The sequence below is a fragment of the Stenotrophomonas sp. HMSC10F06 genome, assembly GCF_001807865.1.
Lineage (GTDB): Bacteria > Pseudomonadota > Gammaproteobacteria > Xanthomonadales > Xanthomonadaceae > Stenotrophomonas > Stenotrophomonas bentonitica_A.
The window spans coordinates 186,433-201,096 of record NZ_KV791285.1 but is presented as its reverse complement, the minus strand read 5'-3'; the positions used below and the strand labels follow the sequence as shown (position 1 = coordinate 201,096).

Annotated in this window: 14 protein-coding genes and 1 pseudogene; 10 read left to right on the top strand and 5 right to left on the bottom strand. The window is 68.0% G+C overall.

What is annotated here, in order from left to right; genetic code table 11:
- Positions 1-64: 64 nt before the first annotated feature.
- Positions 65-976 carry a DUF808 domain-containing protein gene (locus tag HMPREF3113_RS11170; RefSeq protein ID WP_070472385.1) on the top strand — a complete coding sequence of 304 codons (912 nt, stop codon included), beginning with the start codon at positions 65-67 and terminating at the stop codon, positions 974-976.
- A 12-nt stretch (positions 977-988) separates the two neighbouring features.
- On the opposite strand, the gene HMPREF3113_RS11165 is transcribed toward HMPREF3113_RS11170, so the two are convergent.
- The 3 genes from HMPREF3113_RS11165 to HMPREF3113_RS11155 are packed head-to-tail and all read right to left on the bottom strand — an operon-like array spanning position 989 to position 3,790.
- Positions 989-1,648 carry a hypothetical protein gene (locus HMPREF3113_RS11165; RefSeq protein ID WP_070472381.1) on the bottom strand — a complete coding sequence of 220 codons (660 nt, stop codon included), beginning with the start codon at positions 1,646-1,648 and terminating at the stop codon, positions 989-991.
- Positions 1,649-1,657: 9 nt separating this feature from the next.
- Positions 1,658-2,170: an RNA polymerase sigma factor gene (locus HMPREF3113_RS11160; protein WP_046273067.1), complete on the bottom strand. Its 513-nt coding sequence runs from the start codon at positions 2,168-2,170 to the stop codon at positions 1,658-1,660.
- Between the two features lie 57 nt (positions 2,171-2,227).
- Positions 2,228-3,790, bottom strand: a complete 1,563-nt coding sequence (locus tag HMPREF3113_RS11155; RefSeq protein WP_070472378.1) for a GGDEF domain-containing protein — start codon at positions 3,788-3,790, stop codon at positions 2,228-2,230.
- 147 nt (positions 3,791-3,937) lie between these two features.
- Here HMPREF3113_RS11155 and HMPREF3113_RS11150 point away from each other — a divergent pair, with 147 nt between their 5' ends.
- From HMPREF3113_RS11150 to HMPREF3113_RS11130, 5 genes and pseudogenes are all read left to right on the top strand, one after another.
- Complete coding sequence (locus tag HMPREF3113_RS11150; RefSeq protein WP_070472375.1) at positions 3,938-4,576, top strand: Rossmann-fold NAD(P)-binding domain-containing protein; 639 nt, start codon at positions 3,938-3,940, stop codon at positions 4,574-4,576.
- A 71-nt stretch (positions 4,577-4,647) separates the two neighbouring features.
- The gene (locus HMPREF3113_RS11145; RefSeq protein ID WP_019185279.1) at positions 4,648-5,526 is read left to right on the top strand and encodes a tryptophan 2,3-dioxygenase; all 879 of its coding nucleotides are present in this window, start codon (positions 4,648-4,650) and stop codon (positions 5,524-5,526) included.
- 243 nt (positions 5,527-5,769) lie between these two features.
- Positions 5,770-7,271: pseudogene (locus tag HMPREF3113_RS11140) on the top strand (oligopeptide:H+ symporter).
- Between the two features lie 8 nt (positions 7,272-7,279).
- Positions 7,280-7,888 carry a thioredoxin family protein gene (locus tag HMPREF3113_RS11135; protein WP_070426129.1) on the top strand — a complete coding sequence of 203 codons (609 nt, stop codon included), beginning with the start codon at positions 7,280-7,282 and terminating at the stop codon, positions 7,886-7,888.
- Between the two features lie 120 nt (positions 7,889-8,008).
- Positions 8,009-9,151 carry a hypothetical protein gene (locus HMPREF3113_RS11130; protein ID WP_070472372.1) on the top strand — a complete coding sequence of 381 codons (1,143 nt, stop codon included), beginning with the start codon at positions 8,009-8,011 and terminating at the stop codon, positions 9,149-9,151.
- A 4-nt stretch (positions 9,152-9,155) separates the two neighbouring features.
- On the opposite strand, the gene HMPREF3113_RS11125 is transcribed toward HMPREF3113_RS11130, so the two are convergent.
- Positions 9,156-9,644, bottom strand: coding sequence for a MarR family winged helix-turn-helix transcriptional regulator (locus HMPREF3113_RS11125; protein WP_026070113.1), 489 nt, complete (start codon positions 9,642-9,644; stop codon positions 9,156-9,158).
- Positions 9,645-9,770: 126 nt separating this feature from the next.
- Between HMPREF3113_RS11125 and hppD the strand changes: the two genes are divergently transcribed.
- Complete coding sequence (gene hppD / locus HMPREF3113_RS11120; protein WP_070472369.1) at positions 9,771-10,886, top strand: 4-hydroxyphenylpyruvate dioxygenase; 1,116 nt, start codon at positions 9,771-9,773, stop codon at positions 10,884-10,886.
- Positions 10,887-11,005: 119 nt separating this feature from the next.
- A complete protein-coding gene (gene hmgA / locus HMPREF3113_RS11115) occupies positions 11,006-12,307 on the top strand; it encodes a homogentisate 1,2-dioxygenase (protein WP_070472366.1) in 1,302 nt (433 codons plus the stop codon).
- Between the two features lie 7 nt (positions 12,308-12,314).
- On the opposite strand, the gene HMPREF3113_RS11110 is transcribed toward hmgA, so the two are convergent.
- Positions 12,315-12,845 carry a hypothetical protein gene (locus HMPREF3113_RS11110; protein WP_070472363.1) on the bottom strand — a complete coding sequence of 177 codons (531 nt, stop codon included), beginning with the start codon at positions 12,843-12,845 and terminating at the stop codon, positions 12,315-12,317.
- Positions 12,846-12,974: 129 nt separating this feature from the next.
- Here HMPREF3113_RS11110 and HMPREF3113_RS11105 point away from each other — a divergent pair, with 129 nt between their 5' ends.
- Positions 12,975-13,583: a hypothetical protein gene (locus HMPREF3113_RS11105; RefSeq protein ID WP_070472360.1), complete on the top strand. Its 609-nt coding sequence runs from the start codon at positions 12,975-12,977 to the stop codon at positions 13,581-13,583.
- A 100-nt stretch (positions 13,584-13,683) separates the two neighbouring features.
- A complete protein-coding gene (locus tag HMPREF3113_RS11100; RefSeq protein ID WP_070472357.1) occupies positions 13,684-14,640 on the top strand; it encodes a sodium:calcium antiporter in 957 nt (318 codons plus the stop codon).
- The last annotated feature ends 24 nt before the right edge of the window (positions 14,641-14,664 follow it).

The window sequence follows — 14,664 nt, the reverse complement described above, 5'->3', positions numbered from 1 at the left end:
GGCTACCGCGACAGGGGTCGGATCGGTCAGAATCGGCGCTCCCGCTTCCTCCTTTGGATCCACCATGGCCGGTGCCAGTCTGTTCGCGTTGCTCGATGACATTGCGTCCCTGCTGGACGATGTGTCGGTGCTGACCAAGGTCGCGGCCAAGAAAACCGCCGGCGTGCTCGGCGACGACCTCGCGCTGAACGCCCAGCAGGTGACCGGGGTCAGTGCCAACCGCGAGCTGCCGGTGGTCTGGGCCGTCGCCAAGGGCTCGCTGGTCAACAAGGCGATCCTGGTGCCGGCCGCGCTGGCGATCAGCGCCTGGCTGCCCTGGGCGATCACCCCGCTGATGATGATCGGCGGCGCGTTCCTCTGCTACGAGGGCGTGGAGAAGCTGGCGCACCGCTTCCTGCATTCGCGCGACGAGGATGAGCAGCGCAAGGCCGAGCGGGCCAAGGCCCTGGCCGACGAGAAGGTGGACATGGTCGCGTGGGAGAAGGACAAGGTGAAGGGCGCGATCCGCACCGATTTCATTCTGTCGGCGGAGATCATCGTGCTGTCGCTGGGCGTGGTCTCCAGTGCACCGTTCCTCAACCAGGTCAGCGCGCTGGTGGTGATCGCCCTGGCGATGACGGTGTTCGTCTACGGTCTGGTCGCCGGCATCGTCAAGCTGGACGACCTGGGCCTGTACCTGTCGCGCAAGGGCGCGGCGCTGGCCGCAGTGGGCCGGGGCCTGCTGGTGGCTGCACCGTGGCTGATGAAGTTCCTCTCGGTGGCCGGCACCGCGGCGATGTTCCTGGTCGGCGGCGGCATCCTGGTGCACAGCATCGAACCGCTGCACCACGCCATCCTGGAGATGGGCGGTGACGGCAGCTGGGGCTGGTTGATCAATGCGCTGGGCAACGTGATCGTCGGCGTGGTGATCGGTGCGGTGGTGCTGGCGGCGGTGACCGGGTTCCAGAAGCTGCGCGGGTCCAAGCCCGCGCACTGACGGCCGGCCGGTTCAGGTCGGCGTCCAGCCGCTCAGGGCGTCCAGCTCGGCGCGGGCGCGGGCCAGCCGGCGCCCGGACAGCGCGTCGATTGCGCGCTGCAGCCACGGCGACGCCGGTGCGTGCTGCACCCAGCGGCGGGCAAGGAGCACCGCGGCCAGCATGGCCAGCGCCCCCGCCGCCAGCGAGGCCAGCAGCCACGGTGCGGCCAAGGCCCCCAGGTCCACACCCCAGGCCTGCCAGGCCACCAGGACCGGCACCGCCAGCCACAGCCAGCACCACGGCAGGCCGAGCAGCAGCTCGGTCAATGCGGTGTGCCGGGCAAGCGCGGCCAGCTGCTGCGATTGCTCCACCACCGTGTGTGTCGGCTCCAGCTGCCGGCGGCGATGCAGGCGGGTGATGCTGGCGATGATCACCGCGATGCAATAGGCGTGCAGCGCCATCGCGCTGAGCATCACCGCCAGCGGCGGTTGCTGCCACCACTGGCTCCCGCAGTACACCGCCAATGCCAGCCAGGCCACCAGCTGCAGCCTCTGCCAGAGGCTGAAGAGCCCGAGTTGGCGCTGCACCGCCCGGTGCCGATGGCTGCGCCATGCCTCCAGCGCGAAGGTCTCCTGCGTATCCGCGTGCTGGCTGGTGCTGTTCCACAGCTGCTTGAGGTCATCCGGTTGCATGGTGGGCTCTCAGTCGGTGGGATTCAGGCGCGTGCGCAGCTGCTGGCGCAGGCGGTGCAGGCGGGTAGAGACATTGGCGACGCTGATGCCCAGCACTTCAGCGATCTGCCGATGGTCGTGATCGTCCAGGTGCAGCAGCATCAGCGCACGATCCAGCGGCGGCAGCGCGTGGATGGCGACCTCCAGCTGGTGCAGCGCGTGACGCTGCTCGGGCGGCGCGCTTTCGTCGGCGGCGGGCAGGTCGTCGTCCAGCGCGGCGTGGTGGCGCTGCCGATGCTGCTGCCGGCGCCATTGCGAGATCGCCACGTTGAGCGCCACCCGGTACAGCCAGGTCGAGAAACGCGCCCGCGCCGGGTCGAACGCCTCGAAGGCCGCCCAGGCCTGCACGCTGATCTCCTGGACCAGATCCAGCCGGTCCTCGTGCTGCGGGCAATAGCCGCGCGCCACCTTCAGCACGATGCCGCGGTGCTGCTCCAGCAGCGCGGCGAAGCGCGGGCGCAGATCGGTGTCGGTGGCGGGCAGTGTCATGTCCATACCCGGATGATTCGCGCCGCTGCGCCGAATATCACAGGCGCAGGCTCAGCGCGGCGGCTCGGCCGCCAGTACCCGGTTCTTGCCGACCCGCTTGGCCGCATACAGCGACGCATCGGCGCGCCGCAGCAGCGCCTCGGCCGGCTCGCCCGGTTGCCACTGCGCCAGCCCGGCACTGAAATGCACCGGCACGCGCTGTTCGTCCAGCGGCAGCGGCCGCTGTGCCAACGAGCGCTGCAGCCGCAGCAGGGTGGACATGCTGTCGGCCGCCGGGGTTTCCGGCAGCAGCAGGACGAACTCGTCGCCACCGAGCCGGGCGACGGCATCGCTGCTGCGCAGGTGCAGCTGGCAGACGCTCACCAGGTGGCGGAGTACCGCATCGCCACCGGCATGGCCGTGCAGGGTGTTGGTCTGGTGGAAATCGTCCAGGTCGAGCAGCGCCAGCGCCAGTGGATGGCCGTGGCGTGCGGCGCGCGCCAGCTCGCGCTCCAGCAGCTCGTCCAGACCGCGCCGGTTGAGCGCGCCAGTCAGCGGGTCGGTACGGATCAAGCCGGACACCTCGCGCAGCTCCTGCTCCAGTTCGGCGATGCGCTGTTCGGCCTGTTCCACTTCGCGGCGTGCATTGCCCAGGTGGTCGCGCGCCTGCAGCGCCTGGTCCTGCACGCGGCCGGTGTCCTGCAGCACATCCTGCAGCAGCTGGTTGAGGTCGGCGATGCTGCGCGCTTCCTTCAGGGCCAGCGCGTAGCTGCTGATCCGGTCGTGGTACTCGCCGGTGCTCACCGCCATGCCGTCCAGACGCTCGATGAAGCCACCCATGACGTTCTTCATCGCCGCCTTGGATTCGACGATGCCCTGCTTGAGCAGCCCCTGCTTGTAGATCACCTCGCGCAGGTTGGCGCGCGCCTGTTCGACCGAATCGCGATCCAGCGGGCCGCCGATCAGCGAGCGCACCGCGTGGACCTGGCCGTGCAGCCAGCTGCTGTCATCCAGCAGCTCGCTGATGTTGTCCAACAGCAGATCGAACAGACTCAGCAGCAGCTCCTGCTGCTCCTGCCAGCCGTCGCTGCGCACGCCGATCTGGTGCGAGAGCTCGCGCAGCCGCTGTTCGATCGGCTGCAGCGGCTGGCCCGGATGCCAGTGGCGCAGTTCACCGGCCAGCTGCACCGGCTCCTCGCGCAGCTCGGGCATGTTCTGCAGCAGGCTGGCCACGGTCACCCCGACGGTGTGCCGCAGCAGCTCGCGCAGGCGCAGGCTGTCAGGCTGGCCGTCGGGCGTTTCCTGCTCGATGGTGCGGATGTACTTGTCGATCAGCTGGCGCATCGCGCGGCCATAGCTCACCCAGTCCGCGCTGCGCTGCGCCGACTGCAGGCGCAGGCCCATGTCGCCCAGCTCGCCGGGCAGGGTGGACATGCCATTGGCGAACGCAGCCAGCAGCGGCTCGGGCGCATCGATGCCGGCGAACAGCCGCTGCAGCATCGCGCTGCTGCCGCCTTTGGGCCCGGGCGCCGGCTCGCTGGCGGTCTCCACCCCGGTGCCCACGCTCTGTCGCCGCGACAGCAGCCGCCCGACGGCGGTGCCGGGGCGGGGGGAAGCGTCGTGCGGGTCCGTCATGCGGCAGGTCCTTGGCAGTGACCGGCGAGGTGCGCCGGGGCGAGGGGAGGTGGCAACAGTATCGGCGCGGGGCACGCCGGCTTGAACGCGGGGCCCGCTACGCCCGATATGCCACGATGGTAGGAAATCTGACCGCAGGAGCGTGCGATGAAGGTGATGCTGGTAGGCGCGACCGGACTGGTCGGGGGCCATGTGCTGCGGCAACTGCTGGATGACCCGCGTTGCGATGCGGTGATCGCCCCGACCCGCCGCGCGCTGAAGACCACGGATGCAGCGCTGCTCAACCCGGTGGTGGACTTCGCGCAGCTGCCGGCCGGGGCCGACTGGTGGGCGGTGGATGCCGTGATCTGTGCGCTTGGCACCACGATCAAACAGGCCGGCAGCCAGGAGGCCTTCGCACGGGTCGACCATGATTTCCCGCTGGCCGTGGCGCGGCTGGCACGTGCCCACGGTGCGCATGCCTTCGCATTGAACTCGGCGATGGGCGCCGACCCGGGCTCGCGGATCTTCTACAACCAGGTCAAAGGACGGTTGGAGCAGGACCTGCGGGCGCTGGGCTACCCCTCGCTGACCCTGGTCCGGCCCGGGCTGATCGGCGGTGAGCGTGCCGAACGGCGTACCGGCGAGCATCTGGCCAGCGTGGTGCTCGGCGTGCTCGGCCCGGTGCTGCCGCGCGCCTGGCGGATCAATCCGGCCGGGAACATCGCCGCCGCGCTGGTCGAGGCGGCGTTGGTGCCCACGCCCGGCGTCAGGATCGTGGGTTCGGCCGACCTGGCGGAGCGGTGAGCCGCTGACGGCCGGATGCGCGGCGACCCGGTCACTGCGCTACCCTTTCAGCCCCTTTAGCGGTCCCTGCCATGTCCGTCGACAAGAACCAACGCGATCTCGAAGCCGGTATCCACACCGATCTGGAGGGGCGGCTGACCTACGGCGGCTACCTGCGCCTGGACCAGCTGCTGTCGGCCCAGCAGCCGCTGTCCAACCCGCCGCACCACGACGAAATGCTGTTCATCATCCAGCACCAGACCTCCGAGCTGTGGCTGAAACTGCTGGCGCACGAACTGCGCGCGGCGATCGGGTTCCTGCAGCGCGACGAGGTCTGGCAGTGCCGCAAGGTGCTGGCGCGCAGCAAGCAGGTGCTGCGCCAGCTGACCGAGCAGTGGTCGGTGCTGGAAACGCTGACGCCTTCGGAGTACATGGGCTTCCGCGATGTGCTGGGCCCGTCCTCGGGCTTCCAGTCGCTGCAGTACCGTTACATCGAGTTCCTGCTGGGCAACAAGAACGCGCAGATGCTGCAGGTGTTCTCGCACGACCCGGCCGGCCAGGCCCAGCTGCAGGAGGTGCTTGATGCCCCCAGCCTGTATGAGGAGTTCCTGCGCTACCTGGCCCGCTTCGGCCACCCGGTCCCGGCCGGCTACCAGGGCCGCGACTGGCAGCAGCCGCACGTGGCCGACGACGCCCTGCACCCGGTGTTCGAGCGGATCTACCAGAATACCGACCGCTTCTGGCGGGAGTATTCGCTGTGCGAGGACCTCGTCGATCTGGAGACCGCCTTCCAGCTGTGGCGCTTCCGCCACATGCGCACGGTGATGCGGGTGATCGGGTTCAAGCGCGGTACCGGCGGCTCCAGCGGGGTCGGCTTCCTGCGCCAGGCGCTGGAGCTGACCTTCTTCCCGGAGCTGTTCCAGGTGCGCACCACGATCCGCAACGACGACCCGATGCCGCCGGACGCCTGATCGGACATCGGCCGCAATAAGCCTATTCATATTTACCTGCCCCATCCGCCGTAGGGTGCGGCAGGCCCCGCCGTTGCTGCGCTGCCGGTCTCTGGCCGGAAGTTGCAGATGCAAGTTCAGCGACCATGCTGCCAGCGGTACACATCAGCGTGTATTTGACGTGAACGTGGTTGGTCTGGGATTCTCCCGCGCTGCTTTCGCACATCGGACGTGCATGTCTTCCACCGAACCCAGGAATCCCGCATGAGCGTAGACGCCGCCGCGAAATCCGTTCCCGATCCGGCGCTGCCGGAGTTCAAGACCACGCTGGGCCATCCGCGCCCGTTGTGGATGCTGTTCATGACCGAATTCTGGGAACGCTTTGCGTTCTACGGGATCCGCTGGGCCCTGGTGCTGTACATCGTCGCGCAGTTCTTCGACGGTGATTCGGCCGGCCAGGCCGCGGCCAGCCGGACCTACGGCGCCTACCTGGCGCTGGTCTACGCCGCCGCCATCTTCGGTGGCTACGTCGCCGACCGGGTGCTGGGCTACCAGCGTTCCATCCTGACCGGCGCGGTGATCATGGCTGCCGGCCTGTTCATGGTCGCGATGCCCAACAAGGAAATCTTCGAGCTGGGCCTGGCCACGATCATCATCGGCAACGGCCTGTTCAAGCCCAACATCTCGACCATGGTCGGCAAGCTGTACGGCCTGAAGGATGAGCGCCGCGACTCGGGCTTCACCATCTTCTACATGGGCATCAACATCGGCGCGATGATCGCCCCGGTGCTGACCCAGTACCTGGCCGAGCGCGTGTTCGGCACGCAGGCGATGCCGTCCTACAAGATGGTCTTCATCGCCTCGGGCATTGGCATGCTGATCAGCCTGGCCTGGTTCTACGTCGGCCGTGCCGGCCTGAAGGGCATTGGCGCCCCGCCGGCCGGTGCCGAAGGCTACGGCCGCATCGTGATGGTGTTCATCGGCGCGATCGTGGCGATCCCGGTGGCCTTCTTCCTGCTCTCCACCGGCGCCACCGCGCTGGCGTGGATCCTGGGTGTGATGTTCATCGCCCTGGCGATCCTGCTGCTGGTCGAAGGCATCCGCGAAGGCAAGGTCCAGCGTGACCGCGTGATCGCGATGCTGATCATCTTCACCTTCAACGTGATGTTCTGGATGTTCTTCGAACAGGCCGGCAGCTCGTTCACCTTCCTGGCCGACAACATCGTCAACCGCAACCTGGGCGGCTGGGAATTCCCGACCGCCTGGTTCCAGTCGGTCAACTCGGTGGCGATCATCCCCTGGCCCCGATCATTGCCTGGATCTGGATCAAGCTGGGCCGCGCCAACCCGTCGATCCCGCGCAAGTTCGGCCTGGGCCTGCTGTTCAACGGTGCGGCGTTCGCGCTGCTGATGGTGGCGCTGTCGAGCATGGTCGTGGACGGCAAGATTCCGTTCTGGACGCTGTTCATGGTCTACGTCATCCAGTCCATCGGTGAGCTGTGCCTGTCGCCGATCGGTCTGTCGATGGTGACCAAGCTGGCCCCGGTGCGCCTGGTCGGCTTCGGCATGGGCGGCTGGTTCCTGTCCACCGGCATCGGCAACAACATGTCCGGCATCTTCGCCGGCGTGGTCAGCGGCGAAGGCGGCATGACCGTGGAATCGGCCCTGAAGGGTTACACCTTCGGCTTCTGGGCGTTGATCATTTCCGGCGTGGTGCTGTTCCTGGTCGCCCCGCTGATCAACAAGCTGATGCACGGCGTCAAGTGAGGACCGCGATGCGCATGAAAGCAGCGGCAATGTCGATGATCGTGGCCGGCCTGCTGGCCGCCTGTTCGCCGTCGTCGGCGCCCACCGCTGCGCCTGCGCAGCCGCTGGACACCTCCGAGCAGAAAACCCCGGTCGCCGATCCCGGCGCACCGGTGGCCTCGGGCAACACCCCGGCCGCGGCGGACATCGCCGCGATCGCCGCGCTCAACGCCCAGTTCGATCCTGCGCGTGATCCGGTCGCCGATCTGGCCACGGCCAAGGTCGAGGCCCAGCGCGGTGGCAAGCGGATCATCCTGGATGTGGGCGGAGAGTGGTGCCCGTGGTGCCATCTGATGGACGGGTTCATCGAAGGCGATGCGGAGATCCGCAGCTTCCGCGATGCCAACTACGTCTGGATGAAGGTCAACTACAGCGAAGAAAACGAGAACGCGGCGTTCCTGTCGCAGTTCCCGGCAGTGAAGGGCTACCCGCACCTGTTCGTGCTCGACGCCGACGGTACGCTGCTGCACTCGCAGTTCACCGGCGAGCTGGAAGCGGACAAGGGGCAGAAGAAGGGCTATGACCGTGGCCGCTTCTTCGCCTTCCTCAAGCAATGGGCGCCACCGAAGGCGTCGTGATCGAAGAGGCCGCGGATTCCGCGGCCTTTTTTTCGCGCTCAATTTGTCGGCCATGCTGCCGCTACCTCCAAGGACCTCATGCCGCGCTGTTCGTGGCGGGCAACCGACGGAATTGGACGCATGCAGCCGGGCACCAGTGACACCCCCACCGATGTTTCCCTCGATGCGCCGGCCGGCGTGAGCCTGCCGTCGGTCGATGTGCTGCTGGACGACCAGACCGCGCCGGATGCGCTCGATGGCGACGGCCAGGCCCCGGCGCCCGGCGCGATCCGCTACCGCCTGCCGATGGTCTCCGTGCCCGGCAACGTGCTGCTCAAGGCCGCGGTGCAGAAACTGGTCGAGCAGAAGGCGCAGCTGGACGCGCTGGCACGCCAGGGCAGCCTGATCGGCCTGATCCCGGCCGAGTGGCAGGGTAGCGGCCTGCGCGGGGTGGACCTGCAGGGCTTCGTGCTGAGCGTGGTCCCGTTCCTGCACAACGCCAGCAAGGACGAAACCGCCCCGGCGCGCGTGCCGCTCAAGCATGTACTCGGTGATGCCGGCCGCTGGGACCAGCACGACGTCGAAGAACCCAAATCGCTGGCGTTCTTCCTGGCCAGCGACGATCGCGCCAGTGCCGGTACGAAGGACCCTGCCGAGGTGTATCTGGTCGGCGCGCTCGGCCTGGCCTGGGCGCACGAGGGGCGTACCCGCCCCGGCTTCCTGCGTGCGATGGGCTACGGCAGCATGGCCGCGCGCGTGCACCTGCTGCCGTACCCGGCGCCGGCGCAGCTGGCGCTGTACAGCGTGACCGCGCACGGGGTGACGCAGCTCTGGTGCGTGCTGGATCGCCGCAAGGTGCGCCCGCTGCTGGCGCCGTGGCTCAGCGTGCCGCTGCTGACCGCCTATGGGGTCACCCCCCCGCAGACCTGGCCGACCAGCTTCCCGGCGGTCGATGAGGTGGCCGCGGTGCTGGCCGCCGCACGTGGTGGCAAGGGCCCGGTCGAAGCGGACCTGGGCAAGGTGGCCGCCAAGGTTGCCCAGGACGCCTCCGGCGAAGCCTGGATGCCGGTCAGCCTGCTCCAGGTCGGCACCTGGTCACCGCGCTGGCGCTACTTCATGGCGACCTTCATCGGTCTGCCATCCCTGTTGCTGGTGGTGGCCGCGCTGGCCTTGCCGGGGGCGATCGAAGCGGCCGCCGTGGCGGCCTCGCTGGGGTTCGCCGGCGGTGCCATCGGCGCCCTGGCCGCGCCCTGGGTGCATGCGCGGCGCAAACACCTGAGCTGAGGCGCTACTCGTCCATCCGCTGCAGGCCTTCGCCGGCCAGGCGCAGGATCAGCGTTTCCAGCATCTGTTCTTCTTCCTCGCTGAGCACGGACATCAGCTTGCGGGTGATGTCGATCACCAGCGGGGCGATGGTTTCATACACCTCGAAACCGGCCGCCGACAGCGCCAGCACCGAGCGGCGCCGGTCGTCGCCATGGGTTTCACGCTTGATGAAGCCCCGTTCGAGCAGTCTGGCCACGGCGCGGCTGACCGCGACCTTGTCCATCGCGGTGCGATCGGACACCTCGCTGGCCGACGAGCCCGGGTACAGCGCCAGGACCGTGATCACCCGCCACTCGGGGATCGCCAGCCCATAACGGTCCCCATACAGCTTGGCGATGTTGCCGCTGACACGGTTGGACAGAACGCTCAGCCGGTACGGCAGGAACTGCTCCAGATCGAGCAGGGCGTGCGACGCGCGGATGCTGTGACTGCTGGGATCGGGCGGGCTCATGTTGCGGTGCACCTTGATGGTGGTTTCATGTGAAACTATAACCTACGTTCCGGACTCCGCATTCTCGCGGGTCTGCCTTCCTACCGCACCTGGTTTTTCCGATGCGGACTGCTTTGGAGCCACAGCATGACCAGCCAAACGAGCACCGCGTCCTACGCACCCGATCCGGGCATGCAGGTCACCACCTTCGAAAACCCGATGGGCATCGATGGGTTCGAGTTCGTCGAGTTCGCCGCCCCGGCCGGCCGTGGCGCCGAACTGCACGACTATTTCCGCAAGATGGGCTTCACCGCCGTGCTGCGCCACAAGCAGCGTGCGATCACAGTCTATCGCCAGGGCGACGTGAACTTCCTGGTCAATGAAGAGCCGGACTCGTTCGCCTCGGATTTCGCCGAGAAGCACGGCCCGTGCGCCTGCGGTTTCGCGATCCGCTTCAAGAAGCCGGGCGACGAGGTCTACCAGATGGCCCTGGGCAACGGCGCCGAAGCGATCGACTTCAAGCCTGACACCCGCGCCGTCGCCGCCCCCATCATCAAGGGCATCGGCGACTGCATGCTGTACCTGGTCGACCGTTATGGCGCCAACGGCAGCATGTTCGATACCGATTACGCGCCGATCGAGGGCGTGGACCCGCGCCCGAAGGGCTTCGGCCTGACCTTCATCGACCACCTGACCCACAACCTGTACTTCGGCAACATGCAGCAGTGGTCGGACTACTACGAGCGGCTGTTCAACTTCCGCGAGATCCGCTACTTCGACATCAAGGGCCTCAAGACCGGCCTGGTGTCCAAGGCGATGACCGCGCCGGACGGCATCGTGCGCATTCCGCTCAACGAATCCTCCGATCCGAAGAGCCAGATCAACGAATACCTCGACGCCTACAAGGGCGAGGGCATCCAGCACATCGCCTGCTTCACCGAGAACATCTACGAGACCGTGGAAGCGATGCGCGCCCAGGGCGTGGAGTTCCTGGACACGCCGGAGACGTATTTCGACGTGATCGACATGCGCGTGCCCAACCACGGTGAAGACGTGGCCCGGCTGGCAAAGAACAAGATCCTGATCGATGCCGATCCGGAGACCAGGCAGCGCAAGCTGCTGCAGATCTTCACCACCAACTGCATCGGCCCGATCTTCTTCGAGATCATCCAGCGCAAGGGCAACGAAGGGTTCGGCGAAGGCAATTTCACCGCGCTGTTCGAGAGCATCGAGCGCGACCAGATGAAGCGCGGCGTGCTGTAAGACGCGCGCTGTAACGCACCGGCAGCTGCCCGCGTTACGCTGCAACGATGGCATCGGCGTCCGCGCCGGTGCCATCGGCTGTACTCCCTTGCCATCCACGCCTCCGGCGGAGCAGGACCATGAACAACCCGATGTCATCGCGCGGCTACCAGACCGGTTTCGGCAACGAGTTCGCCACCGAGGCGGTGCCTGGTGCGCTGCCGGTGGGGCAGAACTCCCCGCAGCGTGTCGCCCATGGCCTGTATGCCGAACAGCTGTCCGGCACCGCATTCACCGCGCCGCGCGGCAGCAACCGCCGCAGCTGGGTGTACCGCATCCGCCCCGCGGTGACCCACGGTGAGTTCACCCCCTTCGCCCAGCCGCACCTGCACGGTGACTTCGCGCAGGGTGCGGTCTCGCCCAACCAGCTGCGCTGGGATCCGTTGCCGCTGCCCGGTACGCCCACGGATTTCGTCGAGGGGCTGTACACGATGGGCGGCAACGGCTCGCCCGACGCCCACCATGGCGTGGGCATCCACCTGTATGCGGCCAACCGCGACATGCAGGGCCGCTACTTCTACAACGCCGATGGCGAGCTGCTGATCGTTCCGCAGCTCGGCCGCCTGCGCCTGCTCACCGAAATGGGCGTGATCGAGATCGAACCGCAGCAGATCGCGGTGATCCCGCGTGGCGTGCGCTTCCGGGTCGAACTGCCCGATGGCGATGCACGCGGCTACGTCTGCGAGAACTTCGGCGCCCTGCTGAAGCTGCCCGACCTGGGCCCGATCGGGTCCAATGGCCTGGCCAATCCGCGCGACTTCGAGACGCCCCACGCCGCATTCGAGAACGTCGATGGCGCGTTCGAACTGATCGCCAAGTTCGAGGGCCAGCTGTGGCGTGCGGATATCGATCATTCGCCGCTGGACGTGGTCGCCTGGCACGGCAACTACGCGCCTTACCGCTACGATCTGCGCCGCTTCAACACGATCGGCTCGATCAGCCACGATCATCCCGATCCCTCGATCTTCCTCGTGCTGCATTCGCCCAGCGACACGCCGGGGACCAGCAACATGGACTTCGCGATCTTCCCGCCGCGCTGGCTGGTCGCGCAGAACACGTTCCGCCCGCCATGGTTCCACCGCAACATCGCCAGCGAATTCATGGGCCTGATCCACGGCGCCTACGATGCGAAGGCCGAAGGTTTCGTGCCCGGCGGTGCCTCGCTGCACAACTGCATGAGCGGCCACGGCCCGGATGCGGCGACCTTCGAGAAGGCCTCCGCCGCCGACCTGAGCAGGCCGGACGTGATCAAGGACACCATGGCCTTCATGTTCGAAACCCGCGGCGTGATCCGCCCCACCGCCCAGGCGATGGACGCGACGCACCGCCAGCGCGGGTACCAGCACTGCTGGCAGGGATTGAAGGCGAATTTCTCGGGCTGACGCAGGCTCAAACCAGCGCGATCTGGAAGCGCTCGGCATGTTCCTTCGGCAGCACCTCCAGCAACCGCTGCCGCACCCGCTCGGCGTAGCCGGTGGAGGTCAGGCCCGGCAGCGCATCCAGTGCGGCCTGCAGCGCGGCCATGACCGTCTCGTCGCTGCGCGATTGCTGCAGGGTGTGGAACAGCGCTGCCGCCTGCGGATGACGCTGCAGTTCCAGGATGTCCAGCAGATAGATGCGGGCGGCGACCAGCGAGCGGCGGCGTTCGGTCACCGGCACCGGCACCGCGATCGGTGTCACCGCAGGTGCGGGTGCGGCGGGTGCGACAACGGCGACCTCCGCGACCCCACTCGACACCAGATACCCGCGCTGGATCAGCTGGATCACCATCGCCGGGGTTTCCGGGCCCACCAGCTGGCCGAGCTGGACCAGGTCGCGCTGGCCGTCGCACAGGATCAACAGCCGGCGCTGGCGCATGTCCAAGGGCGCGCGGTGGGCCTGCAAAGCGGTGCGGGCGAGGTCGGTCTTCTGCGGTTGCATGGGGCGGGGTCGATGCGGTGCAGGCCGAGCCTGAACGCGGCAGGTGAAACGCGGATGACAGCGAGACTGTGCATGCCGCCCACACGGCGCTCGCGCTAGGCTGCGCCCATTCACCGGGAGGATGCAGGCATGAGACAGCTGGGAAGCGTGATGGCAGTGGGGATGGTGCTGGCCTTGGCCGCGTGCGAGCGCACGCCGGAGACGCCGTCGGCCGATGCCGAGGCGGCCGTGCCTGCACCGGCGGCGGACACCGCGCCGGCAGCGCCTGCCACGGCGGCCCCGGGCACGGTGACGCAGGGTCCGGCACGCCTGGATGGCTACGGCCCGTTGGCGCTGGGCAGCACCTTGGACGAGGTCCGGGCGGCCTGGAAGACACCCCTGCAGGGCGACGTCGCTGACGACTACTGCCATGCGCTGCGGCCGGAAGGCGCGCAGGCCGAGGACGTGATCTTCATGATCGAAGGCAAGCGTCTGGTCCGGTACGACGTGCGCAACGACCGCATCGTCGCCCCCGGTGGCGGCAAGGTCGGCATGTCGCTCGGCCAGCTGCAGACGCTGTACCCGGATCGCGGCGACCTGACCCCACACAAGTACGACGAGCAGGGCCACAACCTGCGCGTGCGCCCGGCGACCGAGGGCGGCGCGCTGGTCAACTTCGAGATCAACGGCGATGGCAATGTGACCGCATGGCGGGTCGGCAAGACACCGCAGGTCGACTACGTGGAAGGCTGTTCCTGAGCCACCGCTACCGCCCTGGCCCGGGTGCCGGGGCGGGCGTTCACCGTTCGGGCCGGGCGGGCCCTAGAATCGGCCCACATCCGTCACCGGGGAGCACCAGATGATCGCTGCCACTGTTTGGTTCGTGCTGGGCCTGGTGCTGTTGGCACTGGGCGGGGACAGCATCGTCCGTGCCGCCTCCGGGCTGGCCCAGCGCTTTGGCGCCTCACCGTTCGTGGCCGGGCTGCTGCTGGTGGCCTTCGGCACCTCGCTGCCGGAACTGGTGGTCAACGCCCGCGCCTTCGTGGTCGGGGCGGAAGAACTCGCGCTGGGCAACGCGGTGGGCAGCAACATCGTCAATGTCGGCCTGACCCTGGGGCTGGCGGCGCTGGCCGCACCGCTGCTGGTCCGTGCGCGCCTGCTCTCGCCGCTGCTGGTGTGCCTGGCGGCGGCAAGCCTGCTGCTGATCCTGTTCGGCCTGGATGGCGTCATCGCGCGCTGGGAAGGGGCGGTTCTGCTGCTCGCCTTCGTCGGGCTGCTGGTGTTCCTGCTGCGCCGTGCGCGGTTGGAATCCGAGCCGGTGCGCGAGGCCATCGCCGGCTATGCCATGACCCGCACCGGGCTGTTCCTGAACCTCCTGCGGCTGCTGTTCGCGGCGCTCTGCCTGTATGTCGGCGCGCGCTGGATCGTGCAGGCCGCGCCGGTGTTCGGCGCCGGGCTGGGCTGGTCGCCGTTGCTGGTTGGCCTGTTGCCGGTGGCGATCGGCACCGCATTGCCCGAAGTGGCGGCGGCGATCGCGGCGGCGCGGCGTGGGCAGGGTGACATGGTGCTGGGCCATATGATCGGCTCGAGCCTGTTCAACCTGCTGGTGGTGGTCGGCGGCATGGCCGCGCTGCGCCCGCTGGCGCTGCCCGCATCGTTGGTGAAACTGGAGCTGCCGGCGGCGATCGCCTTCGTGCTGGTGCTCTATCCCATGCTGCGCGGTGACCTCACCATCAGCCGCCGCGAAGGCGCGGTGCTGGTGGTGGCCTTCGTCGGCTGGATCGCGCTCGAGCTGGCGTTGATCGGCAGCGTGTGAGGTTGATGGCCAACTGTTGAAGCA